This is a genomic window from Sulfitobacter sp. SK012, from assembly GCF_003352085.1.
Classification (GTDB): domain Bacteria; phylum Pseudomonadota; class Alphaproteobacteria; order Rhodobacterales; family Rhodobacteraceae; genus Sulfitobacter.
On the sequence record NZ_CP025804.1, the window covers coordinates 2,266,335 to 2,286,201 of the forward strand.

At 52.7% G+C, this 19,867-nt stretch carries 17 protein-coding genes and 1 pseudogene; 11 read left to right on the forward strand and 7 right to left on the reverse strand.

Annotated elements, in window-relative coordinates:
- Positions 1-346 precede the first annotated feature (346 nt).
- Entirely contained in the window at positions 347-1,054 is a 708-nt protein-coding gene (locus C1J03_RS11080) for a VIT1/CCC1 transporter family protein (protein ID WP_114886457.1), read from the reverse strand.
- Positions 1,055-1,280: 226 nt separating this feature from the next.
- On the opposite strand from C1J03_RS11080, the gene C1J03_RS11085 reads away from it, so the two are divergent.
- Positions 1,281-2,894, forward strand: a complete 1,614-nt coding sequence (locus C1J03_RS11085; protein ID WP_114886459.1) for a hypothetical protein — start codon at positions 1,281-1,283, stop codon at positions 2,892-2,894.
- Positions 2,895-2,919: 25 nt separating this feature from the next.
- Here the strand turns inward: C1J03_RS11085 and C1J03_RS11090 are convergent, their stop codons facing one another.
- Together C1J03_RS11090 and cueR are read right to left on the reverse strand one after the other, a co-directional pair.
- The gene (locus tag C1J03_RS11090) at positions 2,920-3,420 is read right to left on the reverse strand and encodes a GFA family protein (protein WP_368073928.1); all 501 of its coding nucleotides are present in this window, start codon (positions 3,418-3,420) and stop codon (positions 2,920-2,922) included.
- A gap of 1,001 nt (positions 3,421-4,421) precedes the next feature.
- Positions 4,422-4,805 (reverse strand): Cu(I)-responsive transcriptional regulator, encoded by a 384-nt coding sequence (gene cueR / locus C1J03_RS11100; protein ID WP_114886463.1) that lies wholly within the window; start codon positions 4,803-4,805, stop codon positions 4,422-4,424.
- Positions 4,806-4,911: 106 nt separating this feature from the next.
- Between cueR and C1J03_RS11105 the strand changes: the two genes are divergently transcribed.
- The 10 genes and pseudogenes from C1J03_RS11105 to C1J03_RS11150 all read left to right on the forward strand — a co-directional run bounded on the left by C1J03_RS11105 (position 4,912) and on the right by C1J03_RS11150 (position 13,614).
- On the forward strand, positions 4,912-5,661 hold the full coding sequence (locus C1J03_RS11105) for a MauE/DoxX family redox-associated membrane protein (protein WP_174234460.1): 750 nt from the start codon (positions 4,912-4,914) through the stop codon (positions 5,659-5,661).
- A 72-nt stretch (positions 5,662-5,733) separates the two neighbouring features.
- On the forward strand, positions 5,734-6,168 hold the full coding sequence (locus C1J03_RS11110) for a c-type cytochrome (protein ID WP_114886465.1): 435 nt from the start codon (positions 5,734-5,736) through the stop codon (positions 6,166-6,168).
- A 35-nt stretch (positions 6,169-6,203) separates the two neighbouring features.
- Positions 6,204-6,545, forward strand: coding sequence for a copper resistance CopC family protein (locus tag C1J03_RS11115; protein ID WP_114886467.1), 342 nt, complete (start codon positions 6,204-6,206; stop codon positions 6,543-6,545).
- Position 6,546: 1 nt separating this feature from the next.
- Positions 6,547-7,395: a copper resistance D family protein gene (locus C1J03_RS11120; protein WP_114886469.1), complete on the forward strand. Its 849-nt coding sequence runs from the start codon at positions 6,547-6,549 to the stop codon at positions 7,393-7,395.
- Between the two features lie 8 nt (positions 7,396-7,403).
- Positions 7,404-8,702 (forward strand): multicopper oxidase family protein, encoded by a 1,299-nt coding sequence (locus C1J03_RS11125; RefSeq protein WP_114886472.1) that lies wholly within the window; start codon positions 7,404-7,406, stop codon positions 8,700-8,702.
- Positions 8,699-8,953, forward strand: a pseudogene (locus tag C1J03_RS11130) (c-type cytochrome); the annotation flags it as partial. The gene C1J03_RS11125 and the pseudogene C1J03_RS11130, both read left to right, overlap by 4 nt.
- Positions 8,954-9,381: 428 nt before the next feature.
- Positions 9,382-10,902: a calcium-binding protein gene (locus C1J03_RS11135; protein ID WP_114886476.1), complete on the forward strand. Its 1,521-nt coding sequence runs from the start codon at positions 9,382-9,384 to the stop codon at positions 10,900-10,902.
- 680 nt (positions 10,903-11,582) lie between these two features.
- Entirely contained in the window at positions 11,583-12,896 is a 1,314-nt protein-coding gene (locus C1J03_RS11140; RefSeq protein ID WP_114886478.1) for a tyrosine-type recombinase/integrase, read from the forward strand.
- A gap of 146 nt (positions 12,897-13,042) precedes the next feature.
- Positions 13,043-13,276 (forward strand): helix-turn-helix transcriptional regulator, encoded by a 234-nt coding sequence (locus C1J03_RS11145; RefSeq protein WP_114886480.1) that lies wholly within the window; start codon positions 13,043-13,045, stop codon positions 13,274-13,276.
- Entirely contained in the window at positions 13,273-13,614 is a 342-nt protein-coding gene (locus C1J03_RS11150) for a hypothetical protein (RefSeq protein ID WP_114886482.1), read from the forward strand. The genes C1J03_RS11145 and C1J03_RS11150 overlap by 4 nt, the downstream gene beginning before the upstream one ends.
- Before the next feature lie 1,042 nt (positions 13,615-14,656).
- Here the strand turns inward: C1J03_RS11150 and C1J03_RS11160 are convergent.
- The 4 genes from C1J03_RS11160 to istA form a co-directional block, all read right to left on the reverse strand.
- Entirely contained in the window at positions 14,657-15,958 is a 1,302-nt protein-coding gene (locus C1J03_RS11160; protein ID WP_162798516.1) for a HupE/UreJ family protein, read from the reverse strand.
- Between the two features lie 10 nt (positions 15,959-15,968).
- Positions 15,969-17,441: a hypothetical protein gene (locus C1J03_RS11165; RefSeq protein ID WP_114886488.1), complete on the reverse strand. Its 1,473-nt coding sequence runs from the start codon at positions 17,439-17,441 to the stop codon at positions 15,969-15,971.
- Positions 17,442-17,554: 113 nt separating this feature from the next.
- Positions 17,555-18,319: an IS21-like element helper ATPase IstB gene (istB, locus tag C1J03_RS11170; protein ID WP_114882482.1), complete on the reverse strand. Its 765-nt coding sequence runs from the start codon at positions 18,317-18,319 to the stop codon at positions 17,555-17,557.
- Entirely contained in the window at positions 18,316-19,815 is a 1,500-nt protein-coding gene (gene istA / locus C1J03_RS11175) for an IS21 family transposase (protein WP_114882484.1), read from the reverse strand. Before istA ends, istB begins: the two co-directional genes overlap by 4 nt.
- Positions 19,816-19,867 lie beyond the last annotated feature (52 nt).

Here is a 19,867-nt window from a genome sequence, read left to right on the forward strand (position 1 = left end):
TGATTTTGTAACCTGCGTTGCTTCACTTGCGGCGTCAATGCGCGGACCGGGATTATCTCTGGCGGGCCTCATGATGAGGGCGAAGTGCTAGAGAACTGCGCCACGAAGGCACGCGACAAGGAGGTAGCGTTGGCATTCTTAATGACAGCAATGCTCAACCAGCGTCGGTCTGCTCGTCAGCAGGTAAACTTCAAGCGGGTACGCACCGCCGTTCTGGTCCGCCATAAAGTGCGTTTTACTGGCCTGCCTGAGGTTCGTTCGAGTTTGCCTTACAGCACCGTTTCGGGCTCAGAGTGGTCTTTTTTCTGAACCGAACTAACTGCAGCGTTCCGGTCAATTTAGCTCGTTAGAGGTTCAGACCAAAGAGACTTCCTATACCGGCGGTAACCGCCATGGCCGCTGCACCCCAAAATAATACTCTGGCTGTCGCGCGAAGTTTTGGCGCTCCGCCAACATGTGCACCCAACGCGCCAAGACCAGCGAGACAAATCAAGGTTGCGACGACAACGATCGGAATGACCTTATCGCTCGGCGCCAAGACTGCAGCAGCGAGTGGAAGAGCTGCCGCAACAGAAAACGTGAACCCGGAGGCCACCGCCGCCTGTAGTGGATTTGCGGCGTGGATTTCGGAAAGCCCAAGTTCGTCTCGGACGTGGGCACTCAATGCGTCTTTTGCCGTTAACTCTCGTGCGACTAACATGGCTGTTTCAGCAGAAAGTCCACGAGACTGATAGATTGAAGCAAGTTCAGCTTCTTCCTCTTGTGGTGTATCAATGAGCGCCTGTTTTTCTCTCTCAATGTCAGCTCGTTCGGTGTCTGACTGTGAACTGACCGAGACATACTCACCTGCGGCCATCGACATTGCGCCGGCGACAAGTCCGGCAACACCCGCAACCAAGATGGCAGATGAACTGGGGGCCGCCGCCGCGACCCCGACGATCAGCGATGAAACCGAGACGATACCGTCATTGGCACCCAAAACAGCTGCGCGTAGCCAGCCCGATCGATTGATGAAGTGCATTTCCTCATGCGCAGATTCGTAAGGTAAGGTCATCATAATCTCCATGAAAGAAAAGGTGATTGTACTGATATATGATTGCTATCTAGCTTTTAAGAGGGCGATTGGCCACCGACATAACCGGCAGCTAGCCTATTGCAAACACTTGCCTATGCCGAAATTTGATGCTGTTTGCGAGGTCCTTGGGTTTATGACCATAGCCAATTGTCGCAGATCAATTCTTAGGAACATAACCGGGCTAAGATACCGGCCAGGGAGACAAATGACATTGCAAGACGATCATAGCCCACCGGACAGACGGACTTGGTTCCAGCGCGTCTTTCTAGACCTCGCGCAGCAGATGCGATGGTCATTTCTACCGCCACTCATGGTGTATTTCGCGGCTGGGGTGTCAGGCCTTACATCGGTCGTTGGGGCATTTTACCTCAAAGACTATCTGGATCTGTCAGCCGAGTTCATTGCGGGGCTGGCGTTTTGGGCGGGTCTGCCGTGGATTTTGAAAGTGCCCATGGGTCATGTCGTCGATCTGTTCTGGAAATGGAAAGGCTTGTTGATCTTGGTGGGGGCAGGGCTGATTACGCTGTCTTTGCTGATCATGTTTGGTCTGGTGTCGCGCCCGGATGAGATGCGCACAGTCCTCCCGCTTGCTACTTGGTTTGTCATTGCATTGCTGCTCGCCCCGTCCGGATACGCCATTCAAGACGTTGTTGCCGATGCAATGACGGTTGAGGCTGTCCCGTTGCTTGATGCATCCGGTCAAACCTTCAGTGAAACGCAGTCACGGGCCATGCACACCACCATGCAGGCACTTGGGCGGATCGCGATTATCTCGGGTTTTGTGTCCGTGGCAGCCATCAATATCTGGATTTTTACCGATGCGGAAGCGTTGCCGCGCGAGGCCCGGCTGGCACTTTACGCGCGGGTTTATCTGACCGCCCTCGCCATTCCGGTGATTTCAGTCAGCGGGATGTTTCTGCATACCCTTATTCAACGGCGCAAATCGCAAAGACGGGAACATCCCGATCCAGACAACGAGACAGAGGTCAATTGGAAGATCCTTGGCGGTGGGCTGTTCTTTGTGGTGCTTAGCATCGCATTAGGCACATCCAATCTGGTTTATGCGCAAGAGATCGTCTTTGTGGCCTCTCTTTCGATCATCCTGTACTTGATCAAGCAATTGCTCAAAGAGCTGGAGCCTTCTGCGGCCCGGATTCTGATTGGTACTGCTACGATCATCTTCGTTTTCAGGGCAGTGCCTTTGCCAGGACCGGGTCTGATTTGGTTTGAGATTGATGACCTTGGGTTTGATGAGCAGTTCCTTTCGATCCTTTCGCTCATTACCTCTTTGCTGGCGCTGGTGGGCTTGGTTGTTTTGCGCCCTTTGATGGCCAAATATTCAATCGCATATATTGTGGTGCTGCTGACCATTGCGGCGGGGGTGCTGTCGCTGCCAAATATTGGACTATACTACGGGGTGCAGGAGTGGACCGCAGTACGTACTGGCGGGATTGTGGACGCACGGTTCATTGCTGTTCTTGATACTGCGATTGAATCGCCGTTGGGGCAGATCGCCATGGTGCCGATGCTTGCATGGATCGCGCGCAACGCGCCACCCGATCTAAAGGCCACCTTTTTTGCGGTTATGGCCTCGTTCACCAACATGGCGTTGTCGGCAAGCAGCCTTGGCACAAAATACCTCAACAAGGTGTTCCTGGTCACGCGGGCCTCGGTTGATCCGGTCACTGGCGAGCAAATCTCAGCAGCGAATTACACTGAATTGGGTCAACTGCTGATCGTGGTCGGGGCAATCACTGTGGCGGTGCCGCTATTGGTCGTGTTTGTTGTGCAATCCTCGCGTTTTCGAACTTCAGAATGATACGCAGCATTACATAGAACTAGGCTCAGCTTTCAGGTTTCCAATCCGGTTGGGTCGCAAAAGAAACAACCTCTTGCCCAAGATGATCCCAATGTGGTTTGTCGCGCTCGAAGATGACGACTTCTACTTCCAGATCGCTTGCATCGTTCAACGTGCCAAGCGTAATTGTCAGATGATCCGGTATTCGCGTGTTCGTCCCGTAAATTGGGCTGCCACAGCTCGCACAAAATGCCTTCGTAACCTGAGAGTTTTTGTCAGACGCGTAATTGTACTCGCTCAACCTTCCGCTCATGGTTACGGCGTTTGTACTAAACATGGCACCTACTGAATGACCTGTTCCGCTCAATCTGCGACACTCTTCACAGTGACATTGTGCGACAACGAGAGGTGGCCCAATGGCAAGGTAAGTGACTTCGCCACAAAGGCATTTTCCGGTGTATTTCTTCCTCATAGGCCAAACCATACAGTCCGCATCGAAGTCTGTAACCCAGAAGAAAGAAAGGCAGCTTGGGTTCTGAACCGACATGTGGCGCTATCGCTTCGACAACACCGCCGTTGGGGACTGGTTCCTTAATTCCGCTGTAGCAAACAGCATCAAAGCAGGCTTTGAGAAAAACGAATAAAGGAAGGCGAGCATCTATTGATAAGTGCAGGCTACATTCGCGGAAAGCCCTTCGGCTTGGTGTATTGCAAGGCTGGTGAATTGGCTCTTGGAGAGGGGCATGTTATTGCAACTGTAACCATGTTTTTCTCGAAAAATCCATAAGGCACACCTATTAGGCGAGAAGGCTGCGCTTGCTCGTTTGGCTGGACTGGAAAGCTGGAGTAAAGCCAGAAACGCTAGAGAAATTTTATTTCATGCCAATTTTTGATCTGTCTCAGAATGGGTACATGAATTCCGGAAGCGCCTAAGATTTGGAACGGTAGAAGGTAGTTATGTTAAAGCTCTTTAATGCAGTTAATTTGATCAGACCCGTAATTTCCGCATTATTGATCATTGGTTTTCTGCGGGTGATCTACGGAGGGCTGGTAATGTTTGAGATTGAACCAATTGCAGGGAAAATCAGATTGTTAGAGCCCTATTTACCTGGTGGGTGGGGCCCTCTTTTGGCTGCCTAGGTCGGTATGTTTATATTAAGCAGGATGCAAAAGGAACGTGATCAATCTTAGCCCTTTCCCTAATGTTGGTTCTGCTCGCAGTATTGATATTAACGTTGTGGGTTTTGGTGCGGGCCTGATTTGAAGGGTGGTGTGTTCATTGCATGTCATCATTCGATTGATGCGAGTTCTTGATGGAGAGTCATGGATTATGAACGAGTGACGTTATCCAATTGAAAAGTATATATAATAATTTCACACCAGTTCCCATGCTAGTTCCTATTCCTATACCTTCGAAATCGGGGGCAGGGAGTACATCTCACTCGTTACACATCAGCGTGTTGGAGGCGTGAGTGTCTATTTTCATGAACAGTTTTGGTTGCCTTAAGACGTTAGCCATAGGTATTCGAACCCAATTTTTCAGTCCGCCTAACCAAGGTAATCAATGATCGGACAGTCAGGCATGTGATCACCACGGCAGGATGTCACCAGATAAGCCAACTCATCATGCAGTGACTGTAGCTCCCGTTGTTTCTCTTCGATCTCTTCCAGTCGCTTGGATGCAATGCGTTTCACTTCCGAACTGGTGCGGTCCTGATCTTGGTACAGGCTCAATAGTTCGCGGCATCCTTCGATACTGAACCCGAACGCACGTGATCGTCTGACGAACACCAGCTTGCGCACGGCCACATCATCATAGGTGCGGTATCCCGCCTCTGATCGCGACGGTGCTTCGACCAAGCCGATATCGGCATAATATCGCACGGTTTTGACGGGGAGGCCTGCAGCCTTTGATGCGGCAGAAATATTCATAAAACTCACCTTTACCTTCCTGTTACTGGAGAGATTAAGCTGATGATGAACGAGTTTCAAGGGTGCCATTCTGATGGGTGTCCGCACCCGCAATAGGATTAGATACATGGCCAAGGATACCGCAGCCAAAACCGCAACACTCTATCGGATGGTGATGACTGACCACATGTGTCCCTACGGATTGAGGTCGAAAGATCTGCTAGAGCGTCAGGGCTTGCATGTGGAAGATCGTCACCTCACCAGCCGTGATGAGGTTGATGCGTTCAAGGCCAAGCATGATGTAAAGACGACACCACAGACCTTCATTGGTAAAGAACGCATCGGCGGCTTCGATGACCTGAGCGGACATTTCGGGAAAATCACCACGTCCAAAGACGCGACAACGTATAAGCCAGTGATTGCGTTGTTCTCGGTCGCTGCGTTGTTGGCTATTGTGGTCACCTGGCTCACACTTGGTAACCTGTTCACAGGACGGACGGTCGAATGGTTCATTTCGATCTCAATGGTGTTGTTGGGTCTGCAAAAGCTGCAAGATGTTGAGCGGTTTGCCACGATGTTCCTGAACTACGATTTGTTGGCACAGCGGTGGGTTCGCTACGGATACATCTATCCGTTCGTAGAGACGGGCGCGGGGCTGTTGATGATGGCGGGTGTCCTCACGTGGCTGTCCGCACCAGCCGCGTTGTTCGTGGCCAGCATTGGCGCTGTCAGTGTTTTCAAAGCGGTCTACCTCGACAAACGTGAACTCAAGTGCGCTTGTGTTGGCGGTGACAGTAATGTCCCACTGGGATTTGTATCACTTACAGAAAGCCTAATGATGGTAGGCATGGCGATCTGGATGCTCTCGAAGCTGTGATGAGAAAGCGTTTGACCCTCCACCTACGGGAGGGCTTAGCGATGTCCAAAAATAAGAGGGTCCGTGCAGTCCATGAAATCGAATATCGCAATCTCTGCCGTTCTGGTTGTGGGTGGCCTGGGCTACGTTATGTGGCCTGTGACGTCACAAACAGCCGCGACTGACAGAGCCATCAGTGTAAAAGATGGGGTTCTCGCCAATGTCCAGCTACCTGAAACACTCTCGCAGAATGCTCAGATCGGGAAACTTGGCTTTGAAGCCAAATGTGCGGCTTGCCATGGCGCGAACGCTGCTGGTCAGGATGGCGTGGCCCCACCATTGGTCCATATCATATATGAACCGAGCCACCACGGTGATGAAAGTTTCCAACGCGCTGCGTCTATGGGTGTTCGAGGACATCACTGGACGTTTGGAGACATGCCCCCAGTTGAAGGTGTGACTAAGGGCGACGTGACCATGATCACCGCCTATGTTCGGGAGTTACAGCGTGCCAACGGGATCGACTGACTGACCGCAACAAAACAATGAGACAGGGAACAAAGATGAAAAACATATTGATTGCAGGAATGATCTGCGTTTGGGCCACTACTGGCTTGGCACACTCCCCCCTCCATGGCACGACCCCAGCGAATGAGGCCAGCGTTGCGGAGGCACCGACCGAATTACTTCTGGACTTTAAGGGCGATATTCGTCTGACGCGTGTGACCATGACGCATGCCGATCACGACAGTGTCGATCTGGACTTGAGCGGAAATAGTGGTTTCATCTCCGATTATTCAGTCCCAATGCAGCCCAATGGCAGCGGTACCTATGTGATCGATTGGCGTGGACTTGGTAGCGACGGTCATGCGTTGAATGGCACCTTCAGCTTCACTGCCGAATAAGATGCCTGATGTTTTCGGTTTGGCTGCAATCGTTACAAAGTTTGCGCTTTATCTTGGTGTGATGGCTGCGGCGGGCACGGTCATGGCCGCGTTGGTGTTTCGGTTGGATCGCACACGCGGTTTGGCCATAGCATTCGGTGGTCTGGGAATTGTTGCGACGATCCTTGCCTTCTGCTTGCGCGGTGCCAATCTGACGGGCGACGTGGGCGGCATGACTGATCCTGAGATGCTGGGCCTCCTTTGGGCGACACCCGTTGGCACGGCTATAATGTTGCGTCTTGGGGGCCTCAGCCTGTTGATCATGGGTCTGTTTATGGGCAGATCTGGGCCTTGGATTTCAGTTCTAGGTGGCATTGTTGCGGTCTGGTCGTTCGATCACGTCGGACATGTTTCTGGCCGTGACACCATGCTCCTCGACATCGCATTGACGTTGCACTTGCTGGCAGTTGCCCTCTGGATCGGCGTTCTTACGCCATTGAAACGCTTGGCTTCATCATCCAGCACATATGCTTCGGCTGCGGATGTGGGACATCGATTTGGTGTCATAGCCTCGATAACTGTCCCAGTGTTGATCATCGCGGGTGGTTACATGGGCTATCAGCTTGTGGGGTCATTCTCCGCTCTTATAGGCACCGGATACGGGCAGGCATTGATCATCAAGGTGCTGCTGGTCGGTGGTCTCTTGGGATTGGCCGCTGCTAACAAGTTTCGGTTCATACCGGCACTCTGGGCAGGTGATCCAGCGGCCGCAAATCACCTCTCCAAATCTATATCCGTTGAATGGATGGTTATTCTTGCCGTGCTCGGCACAACTGCGGTTCTGACCACAAATCTGACTTTGCCAACATGAGGCACCACATGAACAGACGACATTTCTTGGCTTCCGTCTCGGCCGCCGCGATCTTACCGATGCCGACCTTCGCGGCTCAAAATACGTTGCGACTGAAGGCCGAAACGGTAACGCAGCAAATCCTGCCAGACGGAGATGGTGCAACATCCATGCTAGGCTTCAACGGGTCAATGCCAGGTCCAGAACTGCGGTTGCGTCGTGGTGAACGGGTGAACATCGATGTCGAGAACGGTCTTGATGAAGGCACCGCAGTGCATTGGCACGGCATCCGGTTAGAGAACCAAATGGACGGCGTCCCGATGCTGACCCAAGATCTGATCAATCCTGCGGACACAAAAACCTACAGCTTCATCCCACCAGATGAAGGCACTTATTGGTACCACTCGCACTACATTTCTCACGAGCAGGTGGCGCGCGGAATGATGGGACCATTAATTGTTGAGGATGAAACACCCCCCGATGTCGATCAGGACATCACTGTGCTGATGTCGGATTGGCAGATACAGGAGAATGGTCGTTTATCTGATGAATTTGGCGATATGCACAGTCTTGCCCATGGCGGTTACATGGGAAACTTCGCCCGCGCATTCTTGTCTCAAGATGAGGTGAAAATTGGGGATCGCGTTCGGTTTCGGCTGATCAACGCTGCAACGAACCGTATCTTCACCGTTGCGATCAGCGGTATCAAAGGGTCGGTTGTGGCCTTGGATGGAATGGCCCTATCCAAGCCGCGCCCGATAACTGAACTTGTTCTCGCGCCAGCACAACGTGTCGATCTGATTGTGGACATCACTGGCCCCGTTGGGTTTGACATGCAGACCCGTCAGGGACCTTATCGATTGGCTGATCTGGCTGTGAGTGGCACCAATACGGATAGGCAAGCTGGAGCGATCATGGCTCTGTCACCGCCCAATCTGCCGGCACCTGATGAGCCTACGCAGCATCTGACGTTGACGATGATGGGCGGTGCGATGGGTGGACGACACAGCGGTGATAATATCTGGGCCTTCAACAATGTATCGGACCTGCAATCCGAACCATTCGGATCCTTCCAAAATGGCGAGACGGTACGGATCACATTCGCAAACGACACATCGTTCCCGCATGGCATCCACCTGCACGGACACCACTTCTACGAAGTTGATGAAGAGGGAGTATTGGGGGACCTGCGCGATACCACTTTGGTGAACGCTGGTGAGAGCCGTGACATCATCTGTGTGTTCGACAATTCTGGTCGTTGGCTTTTGCATTGCCACATGCTTAGCCACGCTGTCGGTGGGATGCGCACATGGGTGAATGTGGCATGAGATGGTTGATAGCAGTCGTGTTGTCCTTGGCCTCCAGCGCAACGGCTGATCACAATTGGGATCATCGCGACATTGAAGCGGGCCGCGGTCTTTATGCAGACAACTGCGCATCGTGCCACGGCGCAAACCTTGAAGGGCAGCCGAACTGGCGATCTCCCAACGACGATGGTGTGCTTCCAGCGCCGCCTCACGACGGATCAGGCCACACTTGGCACCATGACGATGAATTGCTGTTCGAATATCGGCGGTTGATGAAACTCTAGATTGAGGATTTTCCCGGTGCAAAACGGGTAAGTGGGCCAGTTGCGCCTTGTTCTTTCATCAATAGCAACTCGTTATAGACGGTCAGTCACGTTAGAACCCCGTCACTGCGCGGTCTGGATGCCTGACGTCAGCGCCTATGGGCCCAAATAGCGGTATTTGATAAGAGAGTGTTCTTGGCTCATGGATAGTCCTTACCTGATCTAGTCGTTAGTTGACACTTTGGGTCTCCGCTGAACTACCATGCGGCTCACCCAAAAACTTGACCGAGCGCTTGTATGGGCTATGTTAAGGCAGCTCATACGAGCTGAAGAATTCGAGCGGCAGTGGTGCACAGGTCTTTAATCGGTATTTCTTGGCTCTAGTACATGCTTGTACCCACTTTTCTGACAAGAAATAAGAGCAAGGATTTCCCAGAATGACCACCTACACACTCAATGGAGTTGCAGTACACCGCAGCACCAACAGCAATGCGGTGCTCGGTTTTACGCAGAACATTCAGCTGCAAGTTGTAGTTCCAGACAACGTATCCTCGTTAAGCTACTCCCTGCTGCCGTTTTCAGATGACGAATTCCGCTTTGCTGACATTTCGATCGACGACATAAACGCCCGACTGATCGGCAGTTCTTTTAACACGTTGGAAAACCTTGACGTTGAAGAAGAGTTCTTCATTGACGTCTCCGGTTCGGGCGTGTCCGCCACTGTTCTTGGTCTTTTTGTTGAAAACACTCGGATAAACGGTCTGGGCAGGAACGATACCGATTTTCTCTTTGTGCTCGATGGTTCGGTGCCGCCGATTTCGACGGCAGCTCAGTGGATCGACTTTGAAAACTCACTCACCTCTATCGGCAACGCTACCGGGGTCTTCGGGCCAGGAAGGGCGATCCCCCTGACAAGTTTGGGTGCTACGGTCACCGAACACGATTTGATACAAGGCACCACTGGCGATGATGACTTTAACGGTGGGCTCGGCAACGACACAGTTCTGTCCGGCAATGGCAACGACTCTGTAAACGGGGGGAATGGCAACGACGTGATCTACCTTGGCGCGGGCAATGACTTTGCCTTTGGTGCGAACGGTAATGACACCATTGGCGGCGGCGGCGGCAATGACACCGTTTATGGCGGCAACGGATCGGACGTTATTTTTGTTGGCAACGGCGTTGACTTTGTCGGCGGCGGAGCAGGCGACGATACCATTTATGGCGGCGGCGGCGGCGATACACTCTACGGCGGTGCGGGCGATGACCTCATTGGGGCTGGTGGTGGCGATGCTGCGGATCAGGCCTGGGGTTCTGGCGGCCGCGACGAGATCTATACCGGTGGTGGCAATGACACCGCTGGTGGCGGTGCCGATGCAGACGAGATCTGGACTGGGACTGGTGATGACGTAATTTACGGTGGTGGCGGCAACGATCTGCTGGGCGGTGCTGCGGGCGCGGATAGCGTCTATGGCGCGGCGGGCAACGACACTGTCTACGGCGGTGGCGGCGATGACTATGTCGCAGGTGGCACCGGCAATGACGCGCTCTTTGGCGGAGCCGGGAATGACACCGTGCTTGGTGGTGACGGCAATGATGCGGTCTACGGCTTCACTGAAAACGATGATCTGTCTGGCGGGTCGGGCAATGATACGCTTTTCGGCGGCACCGGCAACGACACGCTTGACGGTGGCACAGGTATCAACCGGATGACAGGTGGTGCCGGGGCGGATGTTTTTGTCTTTGCGGCGACCGCAGATACGATCACCGATTTCGCGGTGAATGTGGACGAAGTGCTGATGAGCACGGCAGCAGGCATTACCGATTTCACGGATATGATCGCAAATCACGCCAGTAATTCCGGCGGCAATGTGGTCATCACATCAGCTACAAATGCGACATTGACGTTAGAAGGTCTGGCTGTCGGCGATCTGGTTGAGGATGATTTCATCTTCTGATCAACAACTGATATATGCTATTGAAAGGGCTGTATCCGAATTGGATGCGGCCCTTTTTTCTATTCAACAGTTATATGGAGGCGAGTAGTAGAAGCGAACTCCTGTGCACGGATTTGCAATCCGTTGGTCTAATCTGAAGAGAATTTGGTGACAAATTCGGTGACAAGGCGAGGTCCTTAGATTTGCCCCTAAAACAAAAAAGCCATCAAGCTATTGATCTCAGGTTCTTTTTATGGCTCCGACGGTAGGGATCGAACCTACGACCAATTGATTAACAGTCTAGTGCTGAACTGCCGCAACTGGATCGGCGGTTCTCAAGGAGAACTGGAAAGCAACCAAGAAAACTCTACCTATTTCAGTCTAGTGCTTTTTCTCTCTTGCAAGTTCTCAATGATTTTTGCTCCAAGCGATTTTCGATCACTTGAATGGCAGGCATTATGGTAGGTAGGAAAATATAAAAATAACTTTATCTTTATATTGCAATAGGTTGTGGGGTAACTTGGCGGAGAGACAGTCCGCTATACTAGGGTCTAACCTTGTCCGAGATAATCCACTTTTTCTCAATATAAGATAAGATTTACTTCCAATCTCGTCTAAAAAAGTCTACTCTAATCCACAACTTTATGTGGGATAGAATGTTGGTTTATCCAATTTGATGTGGGATGGGATGGGGGGCTGATATGCCTAAACGTGCAAAGGGATTGACCGCCGGTTTTTGCAGCACTGTCAAAGCGCCAGGCAAGCACAGCGACGGAGATGGTCTAATGTTGGTGGTATCCGACAGCGGCGCAAAAAGATGGGTTCAAAGGTTAGTGATACGCGGTCGGCGGCGCGATATTGGCTTGGGAGCCTACCCCTTAGTGCCGCTCGCCAAAGCCCGTGCAGCCGCAGCGGAAAACCGGGGCGTTGCGCGCGCAGGCGGAGACCCGTTAGCCCGGCGCGATGAAGATTTGTCCCTTCGCACTTTTGATATGGCTATGGTCGACCTTCTCGCCAAAAAGGCCGGTGAACTCAGCAATGCCAAACATATTGCGCAATGGGAAAGCACACTGCGGACTTATGCGGTGCCTCGGCTTGGGAAAATGCGAGTATCTGAGATTACTGTCACGGATATTGTCGAGGTTCTTTTGCCAATTTGGAAAACCAAGAATGAAACGGCAAGTAGATTGCGCGGCAGGATCGAAGCTGTTTTCGCATTTTCAACTGCGAGCGGTTGGCGATCTGGACCCAACCCCGCAACGTGGGGCGGCAATTTGGACATGTTGCTGCCTAAGCCATCGAAGGTGAAGAAAGTTGTCCACCAGCCCGCGCTTCAAGTCCGCGATGCTCCATTCTGGTTTGATGAACTTGCGCAGCGGCGAGGATCATCCGCAAGATGCTTGGAGTTTCTTGCGCTTACGTGGGTCCGCAGCGGTGAAGCCCGTGGTGCCAAGTGGTCGGAAATTGATTTGGACAAAGCGATATGGCGCATTCCTGCAAGCCGAACGAAGACCAAAGAGGAGCAGATGGTCCCGCTCTCACTCGCTGCAATCGGTCTGCTGAGGGGCATTCCTCGCGTTCGCGAGGCAAACGACAAAGGTGGCGATCTGATTGACGTGGACTTGGTTTTTGTTTCCCCGCGAGGCGGCCAACTAAGCGATATGGCGTTGTCGGCTGTGATGCGGCGACTTCACCAAGCGGATTCGTATGATCGTGATTTATACAAAGCTAGAGGTTTGCTTGAGCATCAAATTGGATGGTTAGACGAGAGGTCCGGCCGGCCCGCTGTGCCTCATGGCTTAAGATCGACTGCGCGAGACTGGGCAGGCCTGCAAGGTTACCCAAGGGAACTGGCGGAGCTATCCTTGGGTCACAGGATCGGAAACCGCGTTGAGCAGGCCTATCATCGGGATAGCTTATTGGAGCGCCGCCGGCCTATGATGGAAGCGTGGGCGCAATATCTGCTTAGCGAAAGATCCGGCCACACCAATTCGATTGGGCTGCGAGCAGTTTGATGTGGGGCGATTCACAACTCTTCAGCCCATAATCCCTTATTTAGCTGCGCTTCTTCGCGAATGTTTCCGCCATGCTTGTCCGTGCATTTGGCGAGAGATGTATTCAGCCCATTCTGGGTCTCTCAATACTATTTAGGAGATCTCTCATGAGCAATGCACGAATACATAGCCGAGTACTAAAACTTAAAACCGTTGTGGAAACTACCAGTCTCTCAAGGGCAACCATTTACGTGATGATGGGGCGCGGCGAATTTCCGAAACCGATCCGCTTAGGTCGCCGTGCGGTCGCTTGGCGCGAAACAGACGTTCTCAACTTGCTGTCTAGCCGCGCAACGGTTTCTTACCCGGAAACTGAGCAAATGGGGGCAGCTAAACTATGATCCCACCATTCAAAACCCCGCCCGGTTGGCGAACCGGGGCAGGGCAATTTCGAGGTTTGTCTGATGCTCATTCTGACCCTAAAAAACTATCGCAATTCACCTTTGAAGTCGAGCAAGAAGACGAAGTACGGCTCATTCAGATTGCCTCTGGTGATCGTGAATTGCTTGGACGGATCTGCAACGCACCCGGCGGCCTAAATGTCTCACAGTCTGATTGGCAGTCCATTGAAAATCTGGCCCGTGCAGGTTTTCCGGTCACAATGACCGCTGGCAGTGAGGCGGGCACGCGGACGGCTTGCCTTTCGGACACCGCACGGCTTCGCGAGGTCTACCAATGACCAATAAGCGCAGACCCGGATTCTACAAAGCTCCTAGGTGGATGTTTCAAAACAATCCGCTGAGTTCTGATGAGCGCTTTCTGCTGATGTATTTCGACAGCCACGATCAGGATATTTGGCTGCACCATGAACCGATAGTGTCGGCAGATATTGGTTGGGGCAGGCAGAAGTTTTACAGGGTCCGCCGATCGCTCGTGAACCTTGGACTACTACGGACGGAGAAAGTTCGAAAAACTGACCCTGAAACCGGCAAGGTTGTTATAATTGGCTTTCGCGCGTTCACGTATCTAAATGCTGAAAATCATAACTTAGATAACAGACCTAAGTGTCGAATATCATCATCATCAAAATCATCACAGTTAAGTAGACCAACTACTAAGGGGGCGCACTCCGGTCCTGACGTTATCGATGATGGAGACGTTGTAGCGTTTCCAGACGTTAGGGCGCATCCAAGATGACAGGTCTGTTTTTCGTGGAAACGGTGTGGCGCTGCGCTTGCGGTATAGGTCGCACTTTCGCACAGAGGTTGATCTGCGGTTTCACCCCGAATGCATATGCTGAGAAGCCGTGTCGTTCGCCTCCAGGACGCGCATCACAGTCAGCCAATTCCCAAGCATTTAGCTACTTCTAGGGTCAGGACCCATTAAATCTAAAAGCGTCAAACGCCACAAAGCGGACTTTGATGCGCTCCGCAGCGAACGGCGGCTTGGAGCCCTTTGTGACCAATGCTGCACCATGCACATTTCGACACTAAGGGCGGATTGCGGACTTTCGCTGCGCGTTGCATCAAGGTCTGCTATGGGGGGCAAAGCGGCCTGATGCAAATGCAGCAGACATTGCTACGGCAGACCGGTCGAAACAGCGATCGTGTCGCGGCAGTGCAGCACAAATTCCCCGAAGCGGACGTTCACTACGGACAAATTGGCTGAAATTCAAACCGGTCGTTCGCTGCGTTAGTGCCCAATGTCTCAGTTGCCGGACGGAACAGTCCTTCGTTGCCCCTGCAGCGAATTTTTGACCCCGATGTCCGATACTGCCTTAGTCAGATATTTTGAATAACTAGAATCGCACGTTGCACCGTCCAGAGCGCGGCCACTGCAATGCAAGGCGCAGCTATACCCCAACGCGCCACCAGCCAGCCCCGCTCTCCCAACCGCGACAAAAAACGAAACAAAGGCCAGCAGGCAAGGATAATCAAAAGCTGACCAATCTCGACACCGATATTGAACGATAAGAGGCTTTGCCAGATATTAGGGGAATCGACTTGCAGAATCTTGTGCAGCACAAACGAAAACCCCAGACCGTGCAGGGTGCCGATTCCGGCTGTGACGGCAAACATTGTTAGTTCTGGTGGTTGGTGTCCCTTTCTCTGCCTCACCGCCACGAGGGCTGCGAAAATGATTGACAGGGCGATCCCCAACTCGATTGTTGGAATAAACCACGCCCCCGAGGGCACCAGCCCGAAAAAGCCAAGGCTCAGCGTTACACTGTGACCGATAGTAAATCCGGTCGTACGAGAAAACAGGCTTCTGAAACTCACGGCACCCAATGCCAGGCAGATGACAAACAAGACGTGGTCAAGACCCTCCAGAATGTGGAGCATGCCTTCTTTGATGAACGTGATGGCAGCGGCCCATGGCGACCTCGAGATTGGAATCGGGTCGTCCAGCAGACCGCGTGCTCGAAATACCTCAACGCTGCCAGGGTAATAATCAAGAATTAGATTGGCTGTTTTCTCCTGCCCAGGCAAACCGGGATTGAGCGAACTGGACACATTATAGGATGTCGCAGCCCCCTGGTTGGTGAATAGAAGGACCGTGTCGACAACCGTGTCGCTGACGTAGGTTACCGGAAATTCTGGCGGATAAAGCGCGCTCTGAAACGAAGCGCGGGCTTCATCCAAAGTCGAAAATGGTGGTTGGCGGGATCCGGGGTACACCCTGACGGTTTCAACCCGCGCCTGCAAAACAACGCCGTCGCCGATAAACTGATGGCCGTCCGCCACCAAATCGCCGAGTCCGCCAGGATCAGCCTGCAATGCCTTTGCATCAAGGTAATAGACGACATTCCCATCCTCTCGGATGTTGGTCGTATAGGGCGCGGGTTCTGGTAAACCTTCGGGCAGATCAGGGCCAACCAGATTGGCAACAAGATAGGGCATCGGAAGGCGCAGATAGACCCGCAAGCCATTGCTCAGATGTTCGACATGAATAATGCGCGTATTCAGATTCAACAAAAAATGCGCGGCCGTCTGGCCAGATGCCAGCAGCAGGACGCACAGCAGTGCTGCAGAAACCACGGTCGACAGCTTGAGGGGCCGACGGCCAAGTTCTACGAACTTCAACAGCATCTCTTCAGGTCTCCGGCTGGGCACTTGTTACAGTCATACCAGTCAGCTTCCATACGCCGTCAATCGGTGCGATATCCATCAAAGCGCCAAAGTGGATGGTCTTCTGGTGTGGATGTCCCCAGTGATTTCCGGACGCCGTCACGCTCCAGTTCACCGTTGCCATAAACCCGGCTCCCCCGGATGCGGGTGCAACATTCGTCACAACAAGGTCCCGGATGCCACCGATCGTCCCAACGCCCCCGCCTTGCATCTCAATAAGCAGAGCGCGGGAGAGTTCTTGTTTCACGTCTTCAAAAGAATCTTCTGAAACACTGACAATTAAAGCATCATCCAACCGTTCGGGTATCTTTTCTTGCAACCCCTTGTGAAAATTTTCGATCAAATGACCGGTGATACGCGCGGCAGCAGGGTCATCAGGCACTCCTGCGACAGGGTTAACGACCGTGACCCAACCAAATTGGGTTGATACACCCGTGACCGCAACCAGAACCCCTACAACGCCAATTCTGCGAGCGACAAGAACGGACCGCCTCCGGCTCAGAAGAGCCGCCACACCCAAGGTGAGTGCGGTCAGAAAGATCGTGAGGATAGGCACGTCGACCGTGCGCTCTTTGCCATAGACAACAGGCGCGATAATCGGCGGCTCGTAGGTTTTGAAGAAGTTGACCCAGGTCAATACCGAGTCGTCCGGAGTGAGGTCTGCTAGGAATGGGCCAGCGGCGTCCGTGGCATTGCCCGGAACCTTAATGACAGGTGCGGGAAACACAGTCCATTCGACTGTCGCTTTCTGGGCATATCCGTCTGTGGGGATCGAATAGATCAGACCGACAAAGTCTGCGTCTGTCAGAATTTCATCATCGTCTCCGAGAAAATTCAGGCCTCTAGTTCCAATGCGCATAAAACTGAGGCGATCAAAAGATGGGACGATTTTTTCACCTTCAACCGTCATTGGCGAGCGTTCATTCAAAATCGAGGGCAGACGTGTTTCGAACTCTTTGCGCTCAGCCGCTGTCATGGTCCGCCCTGCAATCGACACACCAGCCAACTTGGCGGCGTTACGCACCCGGATAAGGGCTTCATGACGGATTTCGTAGGGTGTCGCATACAAAAATGTCTGGATAGGAAAGCGATAGTGACGCCGCAACGTCGTGTTTTCAAAACGGCTATACCAAGGGTCGCTCCAGTCGATGTTCAGCGTTTCTTGACCAGACAAATAGCGAAAATCAATCACCGGAACGTCACGGTCATAGACGATCATACCTGTTGAGGCACGCAAACGTCCGTCTTCATCCATCGGCGGCACTATCGTTACTTGCTCGGGGCGGGTGCCCTCGAATGAATAGAAAAGCTCCGCGTAAAGCACGCGTTTGTCATTTGGTGGGGCTGGAACGATTTGCCCACTTGTCGGGTCGCGCCTGCCCGCAAGCGGCGAAGCGCGATCGACCCTTGTTCTCGACTCGACCAGTTCTGCGGTCACGGTTAGCGGAGCGCCATCAACGCCTCGAATGTGTCAATCCCGGAGTAAAATCGGTCAGCGTCCCGGAGAGAAATTGGCCAATTTGTCAGCTCCTTGGCTTCAGTTGGGTTTGTTCAGGCTGTGCGGTTTCGGCTTTGGTTCAGCCGATAGCTTTCACCATTCATCTCCAGGATATGGACGTGGTGTGTCAGGCGGTCGAGGATGGCACCCGTGAGGCGTTCTGATCCGAAGACCTCTGTCCATTCATCGAACGGCAGGTTGGATGTGATGATGATGGAGCCGCGTTCATATCGTTGACTGATCACTTCGAACAGCAACTCGGCCCCGGTCTTGGAGAGTGGCACGAACCCAAGTTCGTCAATGATCAGCAAATCTTGGGCTGCTAGTTGTTTTTGGTGTCGTTGCAGTCGGCGTTCGTCAACTGCCTCGATCATTTCATGAACCAGTGCAGCGGCTGTGGTGAAACGTACCTTCAAGCCCTTTTGGCAAGCTGCCAGTCCAAGGCCGAGAGCAACATGTGTTTTACCGGTCCCACTTGGTCCTAGCGCGATAACGTTTTGACGCTTTGCGGTGTACTCGCAGCGGGCCAATTCCATCACCAGCACCTTGTTCAGTGACGGGATCGTTTTGAAGTCAAAGCTATCCAGGCTCTTGGTTGCCGGAAACTTCGCGGCTTTGATACGCCGCTCTACCATCCGTCGCTCACGTTCGATCAGCTCCAGCTCACACAAGCGCAGGAGATATTGGACATGATCCTTGTTCTCTGCGGCGCATTGTTGGGCCTGTTTGGTGTATTCGCTTTGGAAGGTTGGCAGCCGAAGTTTGGTCAGGTGATGCCTGAGCAGAACCTGCGGTGTATCAGTAACAGTATCGTTCATGCGGCCACCTCGGACAACAGCACGGCATAGCTGGAAGGCTTTGTCGTCTCAACCACCGCTTTCGGCAGATAAGGATAGATATCGAGATCAAGCCTAGGCGGACGACGCTCAATCCGGCAAAGGATCAGATGCTTGATCGCATCGTAGCCAAGTGCGCCCAGGTCCAAGGCTTGTTTGATTGCAGCATGAACGTGCTCCATCTCGAAGGTTTCCAATAGTCGCAAGATCTGAACATATTCGCGCTTCCCCGCCTTACCCATGCGGGCTTCCAACAATCGATGAAGGGTCGTGAACGCATCGGGCAGATCCCAACCCTGCAAGGGTGCCGCCTGGTCGAGAGCACCAACCTTCTGCTCCAACAATGGCAAGTAATGCATCGGGTCGAAAATCATATCTGCCTTCTCGTAAGATCGTCGATGTCGGGCGACAATCTCGGTCCCACAGCCGATCACGACCTCATGGACATAGCCGCGTACCTGAACCTCATGATGGGCAAAGGCGACAGGGACGGAGTAATCGTTATTGCGATAACGGATCATCGATATTGAAGTTGCCCGAGTACTGACCTTATCACACGCATCGTAAGGTGTTGGGGGCAATGCCATCAACGCGTCCAGGTCTCGTAGCAACCGTTCACCAATACTCTCACTATGCCCGCGAACAACATCGTCCTGACGCTTCAAACATTGTTCCTCCAACCAGGCGTTCAAAGCATCAAAACTATCGAACCGGGGAGCAGGGATTAGGAAGTTCCTCCGTCCGTAGCCAATGACACCTTCGACATTACCTTTGTCGTTACCTTTACCAGGGCGGCCAAACCGGTCCTCAAACAGATAATGCGATTGTAGTTCCGAGAAAGTTCTGGTCCGGATCCGCTTGCCTCCTCCCAAGATCTTTGCAACCGCTATCACGGTGTTATCGTACAGTGCCGACAAGGGCACACCACCGAAGAACGCAAACGCAGCGTTGTGACCATCACAGAAGGCTTCTGTCGTTTCTGCCGGATATGCCTTCATGAAGAACGCATCCGAATGCGGCAACGATATCGCAATGTAATGCAGCTTTCGTTCAACACCACCAATCACACCAAGGGTCTCGCCAAAATCGACCTGAGCATGGCCAGGGGTGTGAACCAGAGGAACAAACACCTCTTGGGTACGTCGCTGCTTCTCACGAACATAGTCCGTGACGATGGTGATCCCGCCAGTGAACCCATGTTCATCACGCAATCGCGCATGAATACGTTTGGCTGTGTGGCGTTGCTTTTTGATGACCCGTTTATCGTCTTTCAGGATCTGATCAATTATCCCAATGAACGGATCCAACTTCGGACGAACTGGCGCGGTCGTTCTTTGATAACCCGGCGGAACCGAATGCTTCAAAATCTTCGCCACTGTTTTGCGGTCAATCCCAAACAGACGGGCCGCCTCACTATTGTTCTTACCTTCGACATGGCACGCACGGCGCACCCGACTGTACAAATCCACAGAATACATCTTCCCCACCCGTTGCTCGACAGCACCAGATGTTAGATTGCGGAATTTTACT